The organism is Clostridium sp. YIM B02551 (assembly GCF_022324735.1).
GTDB classification, from domain to species: Bacteria; Bacillota; Clostridia; order Clostridiales; family Clostridiaceae; genus Clostridium_T; species Clostridium_T paridis.
The window spans coordinates 136,816-154,388 of sequence record NZ_JAKGTF010000002.1 but is presented as its reverse complement, the minus strand read 5'-3'; the positions used below and the strand labels follow the sequence as shown (position 1 = coordinate 154,388).

General features: G+C 30.5%; 20 protein-coding genes and 1 riboswitch. Of the genes, 18 read left to right on the top strand and 2 right to left on the bottom strand.

Annotation, left to right across the window (positions count from 1 at the left end; translation table 11 throughout):
* Positions 1 to 49: 49 nt before the first annotated feature.
* The 4 genes from rodA to L1S47_RS03410 all read left to right on the top strand — a co-directional run bounded on the left by rodA (position 50) and on the right by L1S47_RS03410 (position 3,407).
* Positions 50 to 1,177 carry a rod shape-determining protein RodA gene (gene rodA / locus L1S47_RS03425; protein WP_238882113.1) on the top strand — a complete coding sequence of 376 codons (1,128 nt, stop codon included), beginning with the start codon at positions 50 to 52 and terminating at the stop codon, positions 1,175 to 1,177.
* Positions 1,178 to 1,194: 17 nt separating this feature from the next.
* Positions 1,195 to 1,554 (top strand): methylglyoxal synthase, encoded by a 360-nt coding sequence (gene mgsA / locus L1S47_RS03420; RefSeq protein ID WP_238882112.1) that lies wholly within the window; start codon positions 1,195 to 1,197, stop codon positions 1,552 to 1,554.
* 221 nt (positions 1,555 to 1,775) lie between these two features.
* Positions 1,776 to 2,537 (top strand): M23 family metallopeptidase, encoded by a 762-nt coding sequence (locus L1S47_RS20695; RefSeq protein ID WP_238882111.1) that lies wholly within the window; start codon positions 1,776 to 1,778, stop codon positions 2,535 to 2,537.
* 30 nt (positions 2,538 to 2,567) lie between these two features.
* Positions 2,568 to 3,407: a site-2 protease family protein gene (locus tag L1S47_RS03410; protein ID WP_238882110.1), complete on the top strand. Its 840-nt coding sequence runs from the start codon at positions 2,568 to 2,570 to the stop codon at positions 3,405 to 3,407.
* Between the two features lie 124 nt (positions 3,408 to 3,531).
* Here L1S47_RS03410 and rpsD read toward each other — a convergent pair whose 3' ends face one another.
* The gene (rpsD, locus tag L1S47_RS03405; RefSeq protein WP_238882109.1) at positions 3,532 to 4,125 is read right to left on the bottom strand and encodes a 30S ribosomal protein S4; all 594 of its coding nucleotides are present in this window, start codon (positions 4,123 to 4,125) and stop codon (positions 3,532 to 3,534) included.
* 299 nt (positions 4,126 to 4,424) lie between these two features.
* Here rpsD and L1S47_RS03400 point away from each other — a divergent pair, with 299 nt between their 5' ends.
* The 12 genes from L1S47_RS03400 (at position 4,425) to L1S47_RS03345 (ending at position 14,866) form a co-directional block, all read left to right on the top strand.
* Positions 4,425 to 6,278, top strand: a complete 1,854-nt coding sequence (locus L1S47_RS03400; RefSeq protein ID WP_238882108.1) for a TIGR03960 family B12-binding radical SAM protein — start codon at positions 4,425 to 4,427, stop codon at positions 6,276 to 6,278.
* Positions 6,262 to 6,966: a TIGR03936 family radical SAM-associated protein gene (locus L1S47_RS03395; protein WP_238882247.1), complete on the top strand. Its 705-nt coding sequence runs from the start codon at positions 6,262 to 6,264 to the stop codon at positions 6,964 to 6,966. The genes L1S47_RS03400 and L1S47_RS03395 overlap by 17 nt, the downstream gene beginning before the upstream one ends.
* An 11-nt stretch (positions 6,967 to 6,977) precedes the next feature.
* Entirely contained in the window at positions 6,978 to 8,402 is a 1,425-nt protein-coding gene (locus tag L1S47_RS03390) for a ribonuclease E/G (RefSeq protein ID WP_238882107.1), read from the top strand.
* 144 nt (positions 8,403 to 8,546) lie between these two features.
* A complete protein-coding gene (rplU, locus tag L1S47_RS03385) occupies positions 8,547 to 8,858 on the top strand; it encodes a 50S ribosomal protein L21 (RefSeq protein WP_202769490.1) in 312 nt (103 codons plus the stop codon).
* 2 nt (positions 8,859 to 8,860) lie between these two features.
* Positions 8,861 to 9,232: a ribosomal-processing cysteine protease Prp gene (locus L1S47_RS03380; RefSeq protein ID WP_238882106.1), complete on the top strand. Its 372-nt coding sequence runs from the start codon at positions 8,861 to 8,863 to the stop codon at positions 9,230 to 9,232.
* A 4-nt stretch (positions 9,233 to 9,236) separates the two neighbouring features.
* On the top strand, positions 9,237 to 9,536 hold the full coding sequence (gene rpmA, locus L1S47_RS03375; protein ID WP_202769492.1) for a 50S ribosomal protein L27: 300 nt from the start codon (positions 9,237 to 9,239) through the stop codon (positions 9,534 to 9,536).
* Between the two features lie 320 nt (positions 9,537 to 9,856).
* Positions 9,857 to 11,143: a GTPase ObgE gene (gene obgE, locus L1S47_RS03370; protein ID WP_238882105.1), complete on the top strand. Its 1,287-nt coding sequence runs from the start codon at positions 9,857 to 9,859 to the stop codon at positions 11,141 to 11,143.
* 15 nt (positions 11,144 to 11,158) lie between these two features.
* Positions 11,159 to 11,461 carry a ribosome assembly RNA-binding protein YhbY gene (gene yhbY / locus L1S47_RS03365; protein WP_202769494.1) on the top strand — a complete coding sequence of 101 codons (303 nt, stop codon included), beginning with the start codon at positions 11,159 to 11,161 and terminating at the stop codon, positions 11,459 to 11,461.
* Entirely contained in the window at positions 11,461 to 12,084 is a 624-nt protein-coding gene (gene nadD / locus L1S47_RS03360) for a nicotinate-nucleotide adenylyltransferase (RefSeq protein WP_238882104.1), read from the top strand. The genes yhbY and nadD overlap by 1 nt, the downstream gene beginning before the upstream one ends.
* 17 nt (positions 12,085 to 12,101) lie before the next feature.
* Positions 12,102 to 12,683 carry a bis(5'-nucleosyl)-tetraphosphatase (symmetrical) YqeK gene (gene yqeK, locus L1S47_RS03355; protein ID WP_238882103.1) on the top strand — a complete coding sequence of 194 codons (582 nt, stop codon included), beginning with the start codon at positions 12,102 to 12,104 and terminating at the stop codon, positions 12,681 to 12,683.
* A 1-nt stretch (position 12,684) separates the two neighbouring features.
* Positions 12,685 to 13,947, top strand: coding sequence for an LCP family protein (locus L1S47_RS03350; protein WP_238882102.1), 1,263 nt, complete (start codon positions 12,685 to 12,687; stop codon positions 13,945 to 13,947).
* A gap of 25 nt (positions 13,948 to 13,972) precedes the next feature.
* Positions 13,973 to 14,866: an RluA family pseudouridine synthase gene (locus L1S47_RS03345; protein WP_238882101.1), complete on the top strand. Its 894-nt coding sequence runs from the start codon at positions 13,973 to 13,975 to the stop codon at positions 14,864 to 14,866.
* Between the two features lie 30 nt (positions 14,867 to 14,896).
* Here the strand turns inward: L1S47_RS03345 and L1S47_RS03340 are convergent, their stop codons facing one another.
* Positions 14,897 to 16,171 (bottom strand): D-alanyl-D-alanine carboxypeptidase family protein, encoded by a 1,275-nt coding sequence (locus L1S47_RS03340; protein WP_238882100.1) that lies wholly within the window; start codon positions 16,169 to 16,171, stop codon positions 14,897 to 14,899.
* 121 nt (positions 16,172 to 16,292) lie between these two features.
* On the opposite strand from L1S47_RS03340, the gene L1S47_RS03335 reads away from it, so the two are divergent.
* Both L1S47_RS03335 and L1S47_RS03330 read left to right on the top strand, forming a co-directional pair.
* The gene (locus L1S47_RS03335; RefSeq protein WP_238882099.1) at positions 16,293 to 16,919 is read left to right on the top strand and encodes a ComEA family DNA-binding protein; all 627 of its coding nucleotides are present in this window, start codon (positions 16,293 to 16,295) and stop codon (positions 16,917 to 16,919) included.
* 79 nt (positions 16,920 to 16,998) lie between these two features.
* Complete coding sequence (locus L1S47_RS03330) at positions 16,999 to 17,202, top strand: DUF350 domain-containing protein (protein ID WP_202769501.1); 204 nt, start codon at positions 16,999 to 17,001, stop codon at positions 17,200 to 17,202.
* 165 nt (positions 17,203 to 17,367) lie between these two features.
* Positions 17,368 to 17,484, top strand: a riboswitch (SAM riboswitch).
* Positions 17,485 to 17,573: the final 89 nt, after the last annotated feature.

Below are 17,573 nucleotides of genomic sequence, written 5' to 3'. Positions count from 1 at the left end.
TATAATATGAGTTATAATAATGTAGAAGTTTTAATATGGAGGAATGTAGATGTTAGGAAAATTCAAGTTAGATTTGAAAATTCTAAAAGAACTGGACTTTACACTTTTAGTTGCTATGATTACAACGGTTCTTTTTGGATGTTTTAATATATATTTAGCAACTAAAGGTGACGTAGGATTTGCTCAAGTAAAAAGACAATTAATATGGCTTGTAATATCACTAGTGGCAATATATGTGGTTTTACTTATAGACTATGTAGTATTACAAAACTATGCATTTCTATTTTATCTCTTGGGAATACTTTTGCTTATAGTTACAATATTTGCAGGATCTATAGTTAATGGAGCACAAGGTTGGATAAGAATAGGTAGTTTTTCTATGCAACCATCAGAACTAGCCAAAATAGGTATTATAGTAATGATGGCAAAAAAAATTCAAGATATGGATGGAAAAGTAAATGATTTAAAGAATTTTTTCATCTTAGCAGCATATATTATAGTCCCAGTTATTTTAATAGTTAAAGAGCCAGATATGGGTATGACAATGGTATGTTTTTTCATTGTTCTAGGAATATTTTTTATTGCTGGATTAGACTTAAGAGTAATTGGTGGAGGACTGCTAGCTATATTCTTAGCGATAGTTTTGGTATGGAATTCTGGCTTGATACAAGACTATCAAAAGAAAAGAATAACATCCTTTATGGATCCTGAAGCAGACGAGCTTAATTCAGGTCTTCAGTTGACACAATCTATGATAGGAATCGGTTCAGGTGGATTTTTGGGGACCGGTGTTAATTTAGCATCAGATGCACCAGGTGGATATGTTTCGCAAAATGTACCTGAAAAAGAAACAGATTTTATATTTGCAATTATAGGAGAAAGCTGGGGGACTGTAGGAGCAATTTTCCTATTAACCTTATATGGAGTTATAGTTTACCGAACTCTGGTGATATCGAGAACCAGTAAAGATATTTTTGGAAAGATAATATGTGTTGGACTAGCTGCATATTTCCTATTTGCAATATTTCAAAACATAGGTATGACAATTGGTTTAATGCCTATAACGGGAATAACTTTACCTTTAGTAAGTTATGGAGGAAGTTCACTACTTACAACAATGATGTCGTTGGGCTTAATATTAAATATTGGTATGAGAAGGAAGAAAATTAATTTTTAATTTTATGGGGGATTGTTATGAAGGTTGCATTAATTGCTCATGATAACAAAAAAGAAATTATTATAGATTTCTGTAAGAGATATAGAAGTGTATTAGAAAAACATACTCTTTTTGCTACAGGGACTACAGGAAAAAAGATTACTGAAGCCACCGGGCTTGAAGTAACTAGATTTTTGTCTGGACCATTAGGTGGAGATCAACAAATTGGTGGAAGAATTGCAGAAGGTGATATTAAATTAGTAATATTTCTAAGAGATCCTTTAACAGCTCAACCTCATGAACCTGATGTTACAGCTTTAATCAGAATTTGTGATGTACATAGCGTTCCTATAGCTACTAATATAGGGACTGCTGAAATTTTAATAAAAAGTTTATAGAAAAAAGTCAGTCTTATAAAAGACTGACTTTTTTATTTTTATAAGAATTATAAAAGTTCTATGTTAATTATCACTTAAATATATATTAATATATAATGCAAAAATCATAGTGCATTTTATGGGCAGGTAGGTAAATTCTTTAGTGCATTATATATGGATAACACAAAAATCCTTACTAGGAATATATTAATAAAGTGATTAAAATCTATGAGGTGAAAAAGGTGGGAAATTATAATTCAGAGTATAAGAGTTACTATGGAAAAATTATGGAAAGGAGAAAAAGTAACCATATAGGAAGTATAGGTGGAGAGTACCAAATAAACAGAAGCATAGGGGAACATAGTTCAAAAAGTTTTAAAGATATTATAGTTAGAAGAATTATACAAGAATTGGTTGGGACATTTATATTATGCCTGCTTATTTTAGTTTGCAAGAGCGTTAAAACTGAGCAAACTTTGGCAGTTTACAATTATGGCAAATATGCAGTAAATAAAGGGTATACGATAAATGAAGTTATAGAATATGTTAAAACTTTTGATGTGTCATCAATTAAGCATAAGGGAGAGGAATTAGCTGATTTTCTTAAGGAAAAAGTTTCAAATGGACAGACAATTAAAAGTCAAATGAAGGAAAACCTTGTTAAGCCGGTATTAGGAAGTTATGTTCTTAAAGATGATAGTTCAAAGCTCTATAGTATAGAAATTAAAGACGGTACAGAGATTATAAGCATAGGTGATGGAAATGTAACTAAAGTATCAGAGGATAAGACTTTAGGTAAATATATAGTTATTGATAATGGAAGTGGAGTAGAAAGTGTTTATGGGAATTTAGGTGAAATAGATGTGAAAGAGGGAGATAAAATATCTAAAGGGCAGATGATAGCAAAAGGTGGTAATAGCAATAATGAAACAAAGCCATCATTGTTATTTCAATTAAAATATATGGGAGAAGCTAGAGACATAAAAGACTATATAAATCTCTAAAGGCTTGAAGTAATTATTGGGGAGTGAATAATGAAGAGAAAAAGAATAATGCTTTTAGTAGAATTACTAATTCTTATTTGCTTATGCCTTCAATATAATTTTTTTATAGCATTTATATTTGTATTATTACATGAAATATCTCATGGGGTTATGGCAGTAATATTTGGAATGAATATTGAAAAACTGCTCATACACCCATTGGGATTTTTTATTGAGATAGAAGACATGGATGAGCTAACTGAAGAAAAACAGATAATAGTCTATTTAGCTGGTCCGCTTACGAACTTGCTTATAGCTATTATAATATATATTTGTAGTGGGTACTATTTTTCAAATATGTCTGTTATAAATTTAGTGTTATGTTTTTTTAATTTGCTGCCAGCGTATCCCCTTGATGGAGGGAAAATATTCGGTATCATACTATCCAAAAGATTAACATATAGGTTAGCAAGTAAGGTAATAATTTATTTAGGGATAATCATTAGTATTGGATTCTTTGGATTGTTTATTTATGATATTGTAAAATTACATAAACTCAATATAACCCTAGTACTAGTAAGTGTTTTAATGGTATACTCGGCCTTAAAGGAAAAAAAGAGGATTATGTATATATTAATGGGGGACTTAGTTAGAAAAAAAAGTAGGTTTGTTAGAAATAGTTATATTGAAAATTCAAGTATATCGGTATATTACAAGTTAGGATTAGTAAATATATTAACTCTAGTGGATAAAAATAAATTCAATTGCTTTTATGTATTAGATGAGGATATGAAAATGGTAGGAATTATTAATGAAGATGAGTTAATGGAGGCACTAAAGAGATATGGAAATATTACTTTAGAAGAATATTTTTTAGATATAAGAGAATAGTTATATAAAGAAGAGGCTTGGTAAATTACCAAGCCTTTTGTGTAGTATAACATATATAGGTGCTGGAGGTATAATTAATGGTATTATTCCATTTAATATATTTTTGGTTGCCAGTAAAAATATATTATTTAGAATAAAATTCAACTATAAGTTGTTCGTTGATGATAATTGGGAGTTCAGTTCTATTAGGAAATCTTAAGTAACTTCCTTTGAAGTTGTTCTCATCTTTAGCTATATAGGGAAGAGCGTTTAGTATATTATTGCTAAAAGTTTCTACAAACATATCAGTCTTTCTAGATTTTTCCCTTAGTGTAATTTCATCTCCGGGTTTTAATCTATAAGAAGGTATATTAACTTTTTCATTATTAACAAGAAAGTGACCATGATTTACCATTTGTCTTGCTTGTCTTACAGAAGTAGCAAATCCCATTCTATATACCATATTATCTAATCTAGATTCTAGAATTAATAATAAAGTTTCTCCAGGAACTGATTTACTAGAGAATGCTTCTTTGACATATCTAGAAAATTGCTTTTCCATAACGCCGTAATATGCGCGTAATCTTTGTTTTTCTAATAACTGAATACCATAATCTGAGAGCTTTTTATCTGCTCTACTAGTACCTTTTGTTGCTCGTTTCATTGCCTTAGGGTGGCCGACAACATTTAGGCCAAGCCTTCTACAAGCTTTGAAACGAGGTCCCATCATTTTTGCCATAGTTACCTCCAATAACTTATATTTATTATGTTCGTATAATAACATAAAACAAAATATAATGATAATCATTATCAACACTATAAGAGGAGGTTATTCTAATATTTCTTCATTATGCTAAGTCATTCTAATTATTTTAAAGAATAGCATGATTTTTAAAATGTAAGTTTAACCAACTATTGCATTAAGGAAGAATCTAAGTAATAATACTAAGGTGGTTTATAATATAAAGTTATGATAGAATAAAGTCGATTGACAAATTTGCTTTAGATATTGTTAGTTATATGGAGGAGGAAATATTAATGAATAGAATCACAGATGATATTTTATATAAAGTTGAGAAACCTGCCAGATATATAGGTGGTGAACTTAATCAGATAATTAAAGATAAAAATGAAGTTGACATAAGATTTGCGTTTTGTTTTCCTGATGTTTATGAAGTTGGAATGGCGCACTTAGGCTCAAGGATTCTTTATCATACTATAAATAATAGAAAAGATACATATTGTGAGAGAGCATATGCTCCATGGCCAGATATGGAAAAAGAAATGAGAAAAAATAATATTCCTTTATATACGCTTGAAACTAAGGATCCTCTTAAGGATTTCGATATATTAGGTTTTACGCTTCAATATGAGATGAGCTTCACAAATATCTTAAATATGCTAAACCTAGGAGGGGTTACCGTTAGGGCTTCAGAAAGAGGAGAAGAGGAACCTATAGTAATGGCTGGTGGTCCTTGCGCATATAATCCAGAGCCTCTTTCAGGTATTGTTGATTTCTTTGAACTTGGAGAGGGAGAAGAAATGATGAATGATGTATTAGAGATTTATAAGAAATATAAAGGTAAAGGAAAGAAAAAAGAATTCTTAAGAGAAATATCTAAAATAAGAGGTATTTATGTTCCTTCACTATATGATGTTACTTATAACGAAGATGGAACAATAAAAGAATTTAAACCTAAATATGATGATGTTCCAGCTCAAGTTCAAAAGAGAATAATCTCTAATTATACAGATGTAGAGTTCCCAACTGATATCATAGTTCCTTATACTGAAATTGTTCATGATAGAATTGTTTTAGAAGTTTTTAGAGGATGTACTAATGGTTGCAGATTCTGTCAAGCAGGAATGATATATAGACCTGTAAGAGAAAAGGGAAGAGAAACACTTTTAAAGCAAGCAAGAGAATTAGTTAAAAATACAGGCTATCAAGAAATATCACTAGCATCCCTAAGTACTTGTGATTATTCTGATATTAATGCTTTAGTTCAGGATTTAATGGCTGAACATGCTGAAAAGAATGTAGCAGTAGCACTTCCATCAATTAGAGTGGATGCTTTTTCAGTAGATTTACTAAAGGAAATTCAAAAGGTAAAGAAAACTGGTCTTACATTTGCACCAGAAGCTGGATCTCAGAGAATGAGAGATGTAATTAATAAAGGATTAACTGAAGAAAGAATACTGGAAGCTGCAAGATCAGCATTTGAAGCTGGTTGGAGCACATTAAAACTTTACTTCATGTTAGGACTTCCTTATGAAACATTAGAAGATGCAAGGGGAATTGGAGAATTGGCAGAAAAAATAGTAGCTCAATATTTTGAGGTTCCAAAGGGAACTAGGAATAAAGGATTAAGAGTTACTGTAAGTACATCAATATTTGTTCCAAAGCCTTTTACACCATTCCAATGGTCTCCTATGGAGAGAATGCCAGAGGTTAATGATAAGATAAATGCTGTAAAATCTTCAATTAAGTCAAGGGCAATTTCATATAGCTATCATGAACAAAAAACATCATATATGGAAGCTGTTTTTGCAAGGGGAGATAGAAGATTATCAGATGTATTAATTAAAGCTTTTGAAAAAGGAGCTAAATTTGATGGATGGTCAGAGTATTTTGATTTTAATATTTGGCAAGAAGCTTTAAAAGAGTGTAATGTAGATGGTGATTTTTATGTTTATAGAAGTAGAAGTTACGACGAAATACTTCCATGGGATTTTATTGATATAGGAGTAAATAGAGATTACATTATAAAAGAAAATGAAAAGGCGAAAGGTGCAGACTTAACTCAAAATTGTAGAGTTGGATGTACTGGCTGCGGAATAAATGTAAACTTCAAAGAAGGGAAGTGTTTTGAAGGTGCGATACTTAATTAAGTTTACCAAAGAAGGAAATATTAAATTTGTATCTCATTTAGATTTGATGAGAACAATTCAGAAAATAATTGTAAGAAGTGAATTGAACATTGAATATTCTCAAGGGTTTAATCCACACATGGCTTTATCAATAGCACAACCATTGTCCGTTGGAGTAAGTTCTAATGGAGAATATATGGATATTGTTCTAAGAGAGCCACAAGATGAAAAAGAAATCTTAGAAAAATTAAATAAGAAATCTCTTGATGGGATAAAGTTTTTAGAAATAAAATCTATTGAAAATATTCCAAATGAAAAAAAGGTTCCACAAGCCATGGCTATGGTTGAAGAGGCTAGCTATACAATTAAGATAAAATATGAAGATACTTCAAAAGTTAATGATGAGCTTACGAAACTTTTGGAGATTAATGAATGGAATATATTAAAGAAAAATAAAAAAGGTGAGGAAAAATCTCTTAATATAAGACCGCTGATTAAAGAAATTAAATACTGGGTAAAAGATGAGTATTTGATTATAAATACAAGAATAAGTTGTGGTAGTAAAGAACATTTGAACCCAGAATTTTTAGTTAATTATATTAAAGAAAACACAACTGGGGTAGATAATGAGGCTTTTGTTAATATTAACAGAGAAGAAATGTATGCACATAAAGAAAGTAAGCTGTTGCCACTATATAAAGTTGTGTAAAGAGGTAGTTTATGAGAGAAATATTTATTGAGAGAAGAGAAAAGATATTAAGAATAGCCATTAAAGAAAAAGGTAAACTTGTAGATTGTTTAATAGAAGAGGAAACAAGTGAGGCATTACCTGGAGAAATTTATTTAGGTACTGTTAAAAATATAGTGCCAGGAATAAAAAGTGCTTTTATAGATATTGGACTCTCAGTTAATGCATTTATGAGCTTAGACAGCAATTCAAACATTAAACAAGGGCAAGAAGTAGTAGTAGAAGTGATGAAAGAGGCTATAGGAGATAAAGGTCCTAAAGTAACTTGTGATTTTTCAATTCCCGGGAAATATGCTGTGATTTCATCAAAGGGTAAGGGAGTCTCTGTATCCAGGAGAATTCTAGATGAAGCTAAGAGAACTAGTTTAATGAATGAAATATCTCCTAAACCAGAGGGTTTAATAACCTTAAGAACTAATGCGGCTTTTGGAAAAATTGATGATATAAAGAATGAAATAGAGGTATTGCATGAAAGATATTTATCTATTTTGCAAAAGGGTAAATTTTTGAATAAACCTCAAAGAATTTATGGAGAAAATCTTTTATTAAATAAAATTCTTAGGGATAATATAAATAATGAAACAAAAAATATTTATGTAAATACCAAGGAAGATTATGAAGTTGCTTCTGACTATATTAATATTGGTGAAGAGGTTAATGTTCATCTTTATGATGAAGAAAGAAGTCTTTTTGATTACTATCATATAGAAAAAGAAATACTTTCACTAAGACATAAGAAAGTGCAATTGAACTCAGGTGGATGGATTGTCATTGATAAAACAGAAGCAATGTACGTTATTGATGTTAATTCAGGTAAACATACTAAAGGTAAGCAAACTGAAAAGGTGGCTGAAGAAACAAATAAAGAGGCTGCATTAGAAATTGCTAGACAAATAAGATTAAGAAATTTAGGCGGAATAATCTTAATTGATTTTATTGATATGAAAAGTGAAGAGGATAAGCTTCAAGTGCTTAATATCCTTTCAAAAGGACTGGAAAAAGACAAGAAAAGAACGACCATATATCCTTTTACAGAGTTAAACTTAGTTCAGATATCAAGAACAAGAAGTGGGAAAAGTATCTTTGAATATATTGAAGAAGATTGTGAGCTTTGCAAAGGAAAAGGAAATAGGCTTTCATTAGATTACATTTTAATGTTAATTAGAGATGAAATTTTAAAATATCAATCTGAAAATTCAATTAAGGATTTTTATGTTGAAATAAATGCACAATATGAGACTTATATTAGAGAAGATATTTTTGCATTTTTAAGTAGTATAGAGGCTTTAGAGAAAAAGATTTACTTACACTTTGTTCAAGAGGTAGAGTACTTTAAATTGGAGCCACTACTATTTAAAAAACAAATTGAAAGTGTAGAAAATTATTTAGTGAATTAGATAATGCATTTGCAAGAAAAAGTTATTTACAACATAGGCTAATTGTGTTAAAATGTCTAAGTAACCGCACAGAATAGGTTTTAATAAAACAAAGTTAAATCTTTGTACCTTAAGTGGCGAGACCGTTATGAGGAGGTGTTTTTAATGTACGCAGTATTAACTACAGGAGGAAAGCAGTACAGAGTTAAGGAAGGAGACGTTCTTTTCGTTGAAAAACTTAACGCTGAGGTTGAATCAACAGTTGAATTCAGTGAAGTTCTAGTTGTATCTAAGGATGGAGAATTAAAAGTTGGTACACCAGTAGTTGAAGGAGCTAAGGTTGTAGCTAAAGTATTAGCTCAAGGAAAGGCTAAGAAGATTATAGTTTTCAAGTATAAGCCAAAGAAAGACTATAGAAGAAAATCTGGTCACAGACAACCTTACACTAAGATTCAAATCGAAAAGATCGAAGCTTAATTATGATTAAGATCAAGGTCAAGAGTAGAGGAGAAAAGGTAATTGCAATAGACATAAAAGGTCATGCAGTAGAAGAGGCTGAAGCAATTATAGTTGGAGAGGCCTACGATATGATATGTAATTCTGTGTCAGTACTTTCTCAAAGTCTTTTAATAGGTTTAGAAAGTGTACTTAATATAAATTGCAGTTATGAGATATATGAAGGATACATAAGCTTAGATTTAACTGATTTGGAAGAGGATGAGCTTACTGAAGCCCAAACACTTTTAAAGACATTTGAACTAAGCATTGATAGTATTATGTTATCCTTAGAACAAAGTTTTGGAAAAAAGAAACGTGATAAATATATATGTCTTTTAAAAGAGGAGGTGTAACACCATGTTGATAATGAACCTTCAATTATTCGCTCATAAAAAAGGAGTAGGTAGCTCTAAGAACGGTAGAGACTCTGAATCAAAAAGATTAGGAGTTAAATCTGCTGATGGCGAATTTGTATTAGCAGGTAATATCATTGTTAGACAAAGAGGAACAAAAATCCACCCAGGTACTAATGTAGGAAAGGGAAAGGATGATACTCTTTTCGCTAAAATAGATGGAGTTGTTAAATTCGAAAGAATGGGTAAAGATAAGAAGAAAGCTTCTGTTTATCCAGTTGATGTTGAAGAAATAGCTGAATAATCTTAAAACAAAGCACCCTTAACTAGGGTGCTTTATTAGTTAAGAATTAAGAATTAGCAATTAGGGATAGAATATAATTAGGAATGATTTTTAATTCTTAATTCTTCATTACTATTTAAGCTTAATTATTGAAAAAATTACATCCCTATTGTAATATATATAATGCATTAAATAATTTACATGTCGTCCATGAGATGTAATATGGTTTTTGTATTATATAGATTTAATAGATTAATTAAGTTTATTAGGACAATAATAAGAAGAAAAATAAGAAGAAAAATAAGAATAACAATAGATTGATGTAAGGTAAGGTGATGTATATGTTTATAGATACAGCCAAGGTTTTTGTAAAATCAGGAGATGGCGGAGATGGATCAGTATCCTTTAGAAGAGAAAAATATGTACCTCTAGGTGGACCAGATGGTGGAGACGGAGGAAAAGGTGGAAATGTTACATTTGTTGTTGATACAAATATGACTACCCTATTAGATTTTAAGTATAAGAGAAAATTCATAGCTGAAAAAGGAGTAAATGGATCTGGTTCTAAGTGTTATGGTAAAGATGGAGAAGATTATGTGATTCATGTGCCAATGGGAACTATTATTAAAGATGTAGAATCAGATAAAATAATGGCAGACCTTTCTCATGCAGGAGATTCATATATGGTTTGTAAAGGTGGAAAAGGCGGAAAAGGAAATGCAAAGTTCTGTACGCCTACAAGGCAAGCACCTAACTTTGCTGAGCCAGGAATGCCAGGAGAAGAAAGATGGATTACATTAGAACTTAAACTACTTGCAGACGTAGGATTATTAGGTTTCCCTAATGTAGGAAAATCAACACTTCTTTCAGTTGTTTCAAAGGCTAGACCAAAGATAGCAAACTATCATTTCACTACATTAAAACCTAATTTAGGTGTAGTTAGTGTTCCAGGAATAGAACCTTTTGTTATGGCAGATATTCCGGGAATAATTGAAGGTGCAGCAGAAGGTGTTGGCTTAGGCATAGAATTCTTAAGACACATTGAAAGAACAAGACTATTAATACATGTAGTTGATATCTCTGGTGTAGAAGGAAGAGATCCAATTGAAGATTTCATAAAGATAAATGATGAATTGAAAAAATATTCAATAAAGCTTTGGGATAGACCTCAAATAGTTGTAGGTAATAAAGCTGACATGTTATTTGATGAAGAAGTTTTTGATAATTTCAAGAAAAAACTTAATGAAATGGGTTATGAAAAAGTATTTAAGATGTCTGCAGCTACAAATGATGGAGTTGAAGCATTAATTAAAGAAGCTGCAAGAATGCTTAAAGAAATTCCAATTGTTGATTTAGAGATATCAAGCGAAGATATGTTTATACCAGAAGAAAAGAAATTTACATATGACATTAGAGTTGAAGAAGAGGAAGAAGGAAAAGTTTATATAATAGAAGGTTCCTTCGTAGATAGACTCTTATCAGCTGTTAATGTAAATGATTATGATTCATTAAGATACTTCCATAAAGTATTAAATAATAAAGGAATAATGGCAGAATTAAGAGAAATGGGTATTCAAGATGGCGATTTTGTACGCCTAAATGATTTTGAATTTGAGTATCTTATGTAAGAAAGGAATGATAGCATGATTACAAGTAAACAAAGAGCTTATTTAAGATCTCTTTCAAATAACTTAGAAGTAATTTTTCAGGTTGGAAAAAATGGAATAGAGGATACATTTATAAAACAAGTTGAAGATGCTTTAGAAGCAAGAGAACTTATTAAAATAAAGGTATTAGAAAATTCAGGTTTAGATGCTAGAGAAGCTTCAGATATTATTTGTGAAAGAATAGGTTGTGAAGGTGTTCAGGCAATAGGAAGTAAGATCGTGCTTTTTAAACAGAGTACTAAAAAGCCTAAAATAGAGTTACCAGTTAAGAGTAAATAATGAAGAAGATTGGATTAATGGGGGGGACTTTTGATCCCCCGCATAAAGGCCATATTTATATTGCTCAGGAGGCATACAAGAAGTTACACTTGGATAGTGTAATTTTTATGCCTGCTGGGAATCCACCTCACAAAACCTATAAGAAGATTACTAATGAAAAAGATAGATATGAAATGGTAAAGTTAGCTATAGCTGATTATGAACATTTTGAGGTTTCTGACTATGAAATTAGTAAACAGACATTGAGCTACACGTTTCTGACATTAAAGCATTTAAAGGAAGAAAGAGAAAAGTGTGAGCTTTTTTTTATAGCTGGAGCAGATAGTTTAGTAACATTTGAATCATGGCGTAATATAGAAGAAATACTAAATTTAGCAACATTGGTCATATTTACAAGGCCAGGATATCCAAAAGATGAAGTTATTAAGTCAAAAAATGAAATAGAAGAAAAATACCATCATTCTGTTATTTTGATGGATTTAATAGAGCAGGATATATCTTCCTCATATATTAGGGAAGCGTTAGAAGAAGGAAAAAAAGTAACTGAATATTTAAACTCAGATGTATATGAATATATAAGAGCAAATGGATTATATAATGCCACTAGAAATATATTCTTATAATGCAAGGGGGACAATTTATGTGGAGTAAAGAACAAATCCTTCAATATTTAAAAGAAAACTTGAAAGAGAGTAGATATAATCACACTTTAGGTGTTGTAGATATGGCAAAAAGGCTGGCTGACATTAATGGAGTTGACCAGGAAAGGGCAGAGTTAGCTGCATTAATCCATGATTGTGCGAAAAATTTACACATTGATGAGTTGTTTAAAATATTGCAGGATAATTCTATAGAAGTAGATGAAATTGAACGTATTTCTCCACAACTTTTACATGGTAAGGTTGGTGCTGTACTAGGAGAAAAGCTTATGAATATAAGTGATAAAGAAATTCTAAGTGCAGTTAAATATCATACTACAGGTAAATCTAATATGAGCACCTTGGAAAAAATAATATATATTGCTGACTATATAGAGCCTAATAGAAACTTTGATGGGGTAGATAAGCTTAGAGAAATCACCCTTGAAAACCTTGATAGGGGAGTTTTAGGAGGTATTGATAATACACTAGTATATATAATTAAAAATGGAGGGTTAATTCATCCCAATACAGTAGAGGCAAGAAATTACCTAATTAATACACTTAAGGAAGTGAATAAATAGTATGGATGGGGAAAATATAAATGCACCAAGTAACAATAGGAAAAAGAAAAAAAGAAACAAAAGAAAAAGAACTATTGTGATTTTAAGTATTCTATCCATTCTAATTACATTTATAGTTATAGTTGCAGTTTATTTATTTGCAACATTAGGAAAGTTTAATAGTGCTGGTGGTGTAGATGTTGCAGCAGAAGATGTTGGATCAAAAGATCCAGTAAATATTTTAGTTTTAGGTTTGGATATAGGAGATCCATCTCAACCTAATAATGAAGCAATAAAGAGAACTGATACGATTATGCTTTTTCACTATGAGCCGGATAAAAAACAAGGAACCTTAGTATCTGTTCCTAGAGATATGCTTATAAAGGTTAACAACAAAAATCAAAAAATAAATGCAGCTTATGCCTTAGGTGGAGATAAGTTAATTAAAAAAGAAGTTGAAAACTTCTTAGGCATTAATGTAAATTATATAGTTAAAATAGATTACGAGGGATTTAGATCAGTAATTGATGCCATTGGTGGTATTGACATGGAAATAGAAAGAAATATGAATTATGATGACCCTGCACAAAATCTTCATATTCACTTCAAAAAAGGTGAAACGGTACATCTAGATGGTCAAAAAGCAGAAGAATTTTTTAGGTGGAGAAAAAATAATGATGGAACTGGTTTTGCAAATGGAGATTTGGACAGAATAGAAAGCCAACATAAGTTTATTAATAAGATTGTAGAAAAGTGTACTTCACCTAGTATTATTATGAACTTTAAACCTTTATTAGATACATTGCCTAAGTATATAAAGACAAATATGTCAGGAAGTAAGATGATTTCTTATGGATTAAGTTTAAAGGGATTAGATAAAAGCAAACTAACAATGGTGACATTAAACGGAACCCCTAAAACAATTAATGGGCAAGATTATCTAGTATATAATAAGAATAATAATAAGGATGTAATTTCAGCCTTAAGTGGTTCGCAAACAGCTAAGGATTCAGTAACTAAAAAGGATTTAAAAATTAAGGTTCTAAATGGAACAAAGAAAACTGGCCTTGCAGGGAGTTTAGCAACTGAACTTGAATCTAAAGGGTATACTAAAATTGATAAAGGAAATTATACAGAGATAAGTAAATCTGTAATTAAAACTAATGATAATAATATAGGAGATCTAATATCCCAGGATACAGGAATTGATAATATAAAAGAATTAACTGATGATAATCAAGGATACGATGCAGTTATTATTTTGGGAGGAGATTTCAAAAAATAGATTATCAAGAGATAAGTGAGGAAAAATGAGTAAAATAGAGAAGATTGTTCCGGAAGAATACCATAAATATAAGATAAGAGAATTCCTAAAGGAAGAATTAGGATTATCAACTAGATTGATTAGAGGAGCGGCTATAGATAAAAGAATACTAGTAAATGATAAGGCAGTTAAAATGAACTATGTTATATCTAGAGGTGAAAAAATAGTTATAGATTTAAATAAAAATGAAACTCAAAATATAGAGCCTGAAGATATAGATATAGACATTGTTTATGAAGATGAGGATATACTTGTTCTAAATAAAAAACCATTTATGGTAGTGCATCCAACTAGAAGTCATTTTAGTGGAACATTATCTAATGGGGTAATGTATTATTTCAAGAAAACAAATCAAAATTGCATTGTTAGATTAGTAAGTAGATTAGATATGAATACATCAGGATTAATAATTATAGCCAAAAATCAATATGCACATATGCAGTTATCTAATGAAATGAGAGAAGAGCATTTTCAAAAGAGGTATTTAACTTTAGTTCATGGTAATTTAAAAGAAAAACAAGGGACTATAAATGTACCAATATATAGAGAGAATGAGGATACTATTAAGAGAGTTGTTGACGATAGAGGACAAGAAAGTATAACACACTACAAGGTTGTTGAAAGCTACAAAAATGCAGAATTAGTTGAATGTCTTCTTGAAACCGGAAGAACTCATCAAATAAGAGTTCATTTAAGTTATTTAGGGCATCCTATATTCGGGGATGTTTTGTATGGAACTGAAGATGAAGAATTTATAAATAGGCAAGCACTACATGCTTATGGATTAGACTTTCATAGTCCAAGAACAAGGACGGAATTGAGTCTTAGGGCTGAACTACCTGATGATATGAAATTATTAATAGAAAAGCTCAAAAAATAATGAAAACAGATGGAGTACCATCTGTTTTTTTTAATCAAGTTTGTTTATTATATCTGAATATCTAGATTTAATCTTTCTTTTTTTTACACGAGCTCTATATCTTATTAAGGAAAAACCTAAAAATATTGCAACTACACCACCAGCGGCAAGCTCAGGTTTCATTTCTTTAAGCTTATCACTAAAACTCTTTTGCACAGGTTTTATTTCTCTTGATTCTCCAGCACTTAAACGGATATTTTGATATTTCTGACCATTTACTGAAACAGATGCTGATAATACTTCTTGCCCACTAGTGAAGGAAAGGTTTGATAAATCCTTATTTTCGATATCTAGTGATTTTGTAATTGAGCTTTCATCACCTTTCTTACACACATATGATATATCATCTGAAGCGAGTAACGGCATTGTAGTAGAATCATTAAAAGTATAATCAGATAACTTTTCACCTTTTGAATATAGTTTTACGAGACTGAAGTTATTGAATCCATATTCAAATAAGTTCTTTGCCTCTCTAAAATAATTATCTTTGCTTGATGAGTAAAGAAATGTTGCAACTAATCTTTGACCATCTTTTTCAGCAACAGCAGTATATGTATGTTTTGATGGAGTTGTATATCCGCATTTACCAGTGAGTGCATATTGATAAAAATATCTATTGTTTTTCATAATTAATTCATTTTTATTATCTGCCCAGTGGTTTTCCCCGTTTATATTAGATGCAGGAAATTCATATGCAGGTGTTCTAGAAATATCAATAAAAGTTTGATTCTTTGACACTTCTCTCATAATAAGTGACAAATCATAAGCTGTTGTCTTGTGACCATCTTCATAAAGTCCAGATGGATTTACAAAAGTAGTATTATTTGCACCTAATTCTTTAGCTGTTTTATTCATAAGCTCAACAAAAGCCTCACTTGAGCCAGAGACATGCTCAGCTAGTGCTTCAGCGCAATCATTAGCTGAAAGTAAGAGCATTCCGTATAATAAATCCTTAACGGTAAATACTTCACCCTCAATTAGACCGATTCGTGTTCCATCAACTGCAGTAGCACTTTTGGTTATGGTAACTTTTTCATCTAGCTTTGAATTTCTTAAAACTAATAAAGCAGTCATTACTTTTGTCGTAGAAGCTGGTGCAAGTGATTTCTCACTATTCTTACTGTATAGAATTTTTCCTGTAGTTGCATCCATTAGTACAACACCATCAGCTTCTAAATCAGGAACAGAAGGAGCTGCGCTTACATTTTTATTAAATATTAATGTAAAAGAAATCATCAATAGTAAAAAATAAGAAATTTTTCTCATAATATCCCCCATTATGTCATATTTCATAAAAATAAGTATAACAAAAATGTGGTCAAATTACTATATAAATGAGGAGTTTTTGTCAATAATTAATTATATATTAAAATTTAAGGAGGAAAACATGAGAATTACAAGGAAAGAAAAACTAATAGGAATCGTAATACTATTAATAGTTCTAACCTTAATTGCTGGAATATATACATATATAAATATTCCAAAGCCTTTATCAGATAAAGAAGTAGAAAATATGTTTGTAGAAGAAGATTCAAAAGACAATAAAACTACAACTACGGCTAAAAATAATGGTGGGAATATAGTTGTTGAAATAAAAGGAGAAATTAAAAGACCAGAAGTATATATAATGGAGAAAGGATCGATTATTAAAGATTTAATCTCAGAAGCTGGTGGGTTAACAGAGAAAGCCGATACAAAGAATATAAATTTAGCCAAAGAGCTTCAAAATCATGAGTGTATAGTCATAGGAAATATAGATAATAAGGCTCAGGGGAGTGAAGGTTCATTATCGTCTTCGTCGTTATCTGGAAAATCTCAAGATGGAATAATTAATATCAATACTGCAACAGAAGCTGAATTAGATACATTGCCAGGTGTTGGTAAAGTAATGGCAGGAAAAATAATAGAATACAGAGAAAAAAATGGAGGGTTTAAATCTATTGAGGAACTCAAAAAAATTGATAGAGTTGGTGAAGGAACGTTTGATAAATTGAAGGATAAAATTTCAATATAGAGATATATAATAAAAAAGCCTAGAAATTGGAAAGGATTTATATTAGAATTAAATTATATTATTCTAAGGGGGAGTATTTATGGACGTATTAGTAAATGTTGGTTTGAGTGTCTTATTTGGACTTGTTGGTATAGTTATTATGATGGTTGGATATATTATTTTTGACAAAATAATACCAGCAGATTTTAATAAAGAGCTAGAAAAGGGAAATTTAGCGGTAGCTATTGTGGTTGCTGGACTATTAATATCTATAGCTATAATTGTCTCAAAAGTAATAGCATAAACATAATAAACATAAAAATGAAAGTTTTAAAAATTTAAAGGTATTCATTTATAAAATTTAAAAATTTCGCTAAAAAATTAAAAATATCTAAAAAATTAAACATTTCTTATTGCATTTAATTAATATTTATATTATAGTAATAGCAGACAAATTAATATTAACGAATTCTTATCGTGAGCGGTGGAGGGACTGGCCCTGTGAAGCCCGGCAACCAACATAGGTTTCATTTAACTTGTGTATGGTGCTAATTCCTGCAGTTATTTTTTAACTGAGAGATAAGGGAGTAAATTGCAGTGGCTATTTTTCAGCGCTTGGGTTTATTCCCAAGCGCTTTTTATTTATCCGGATAACAAAGGACGCGTGGAGGTAGC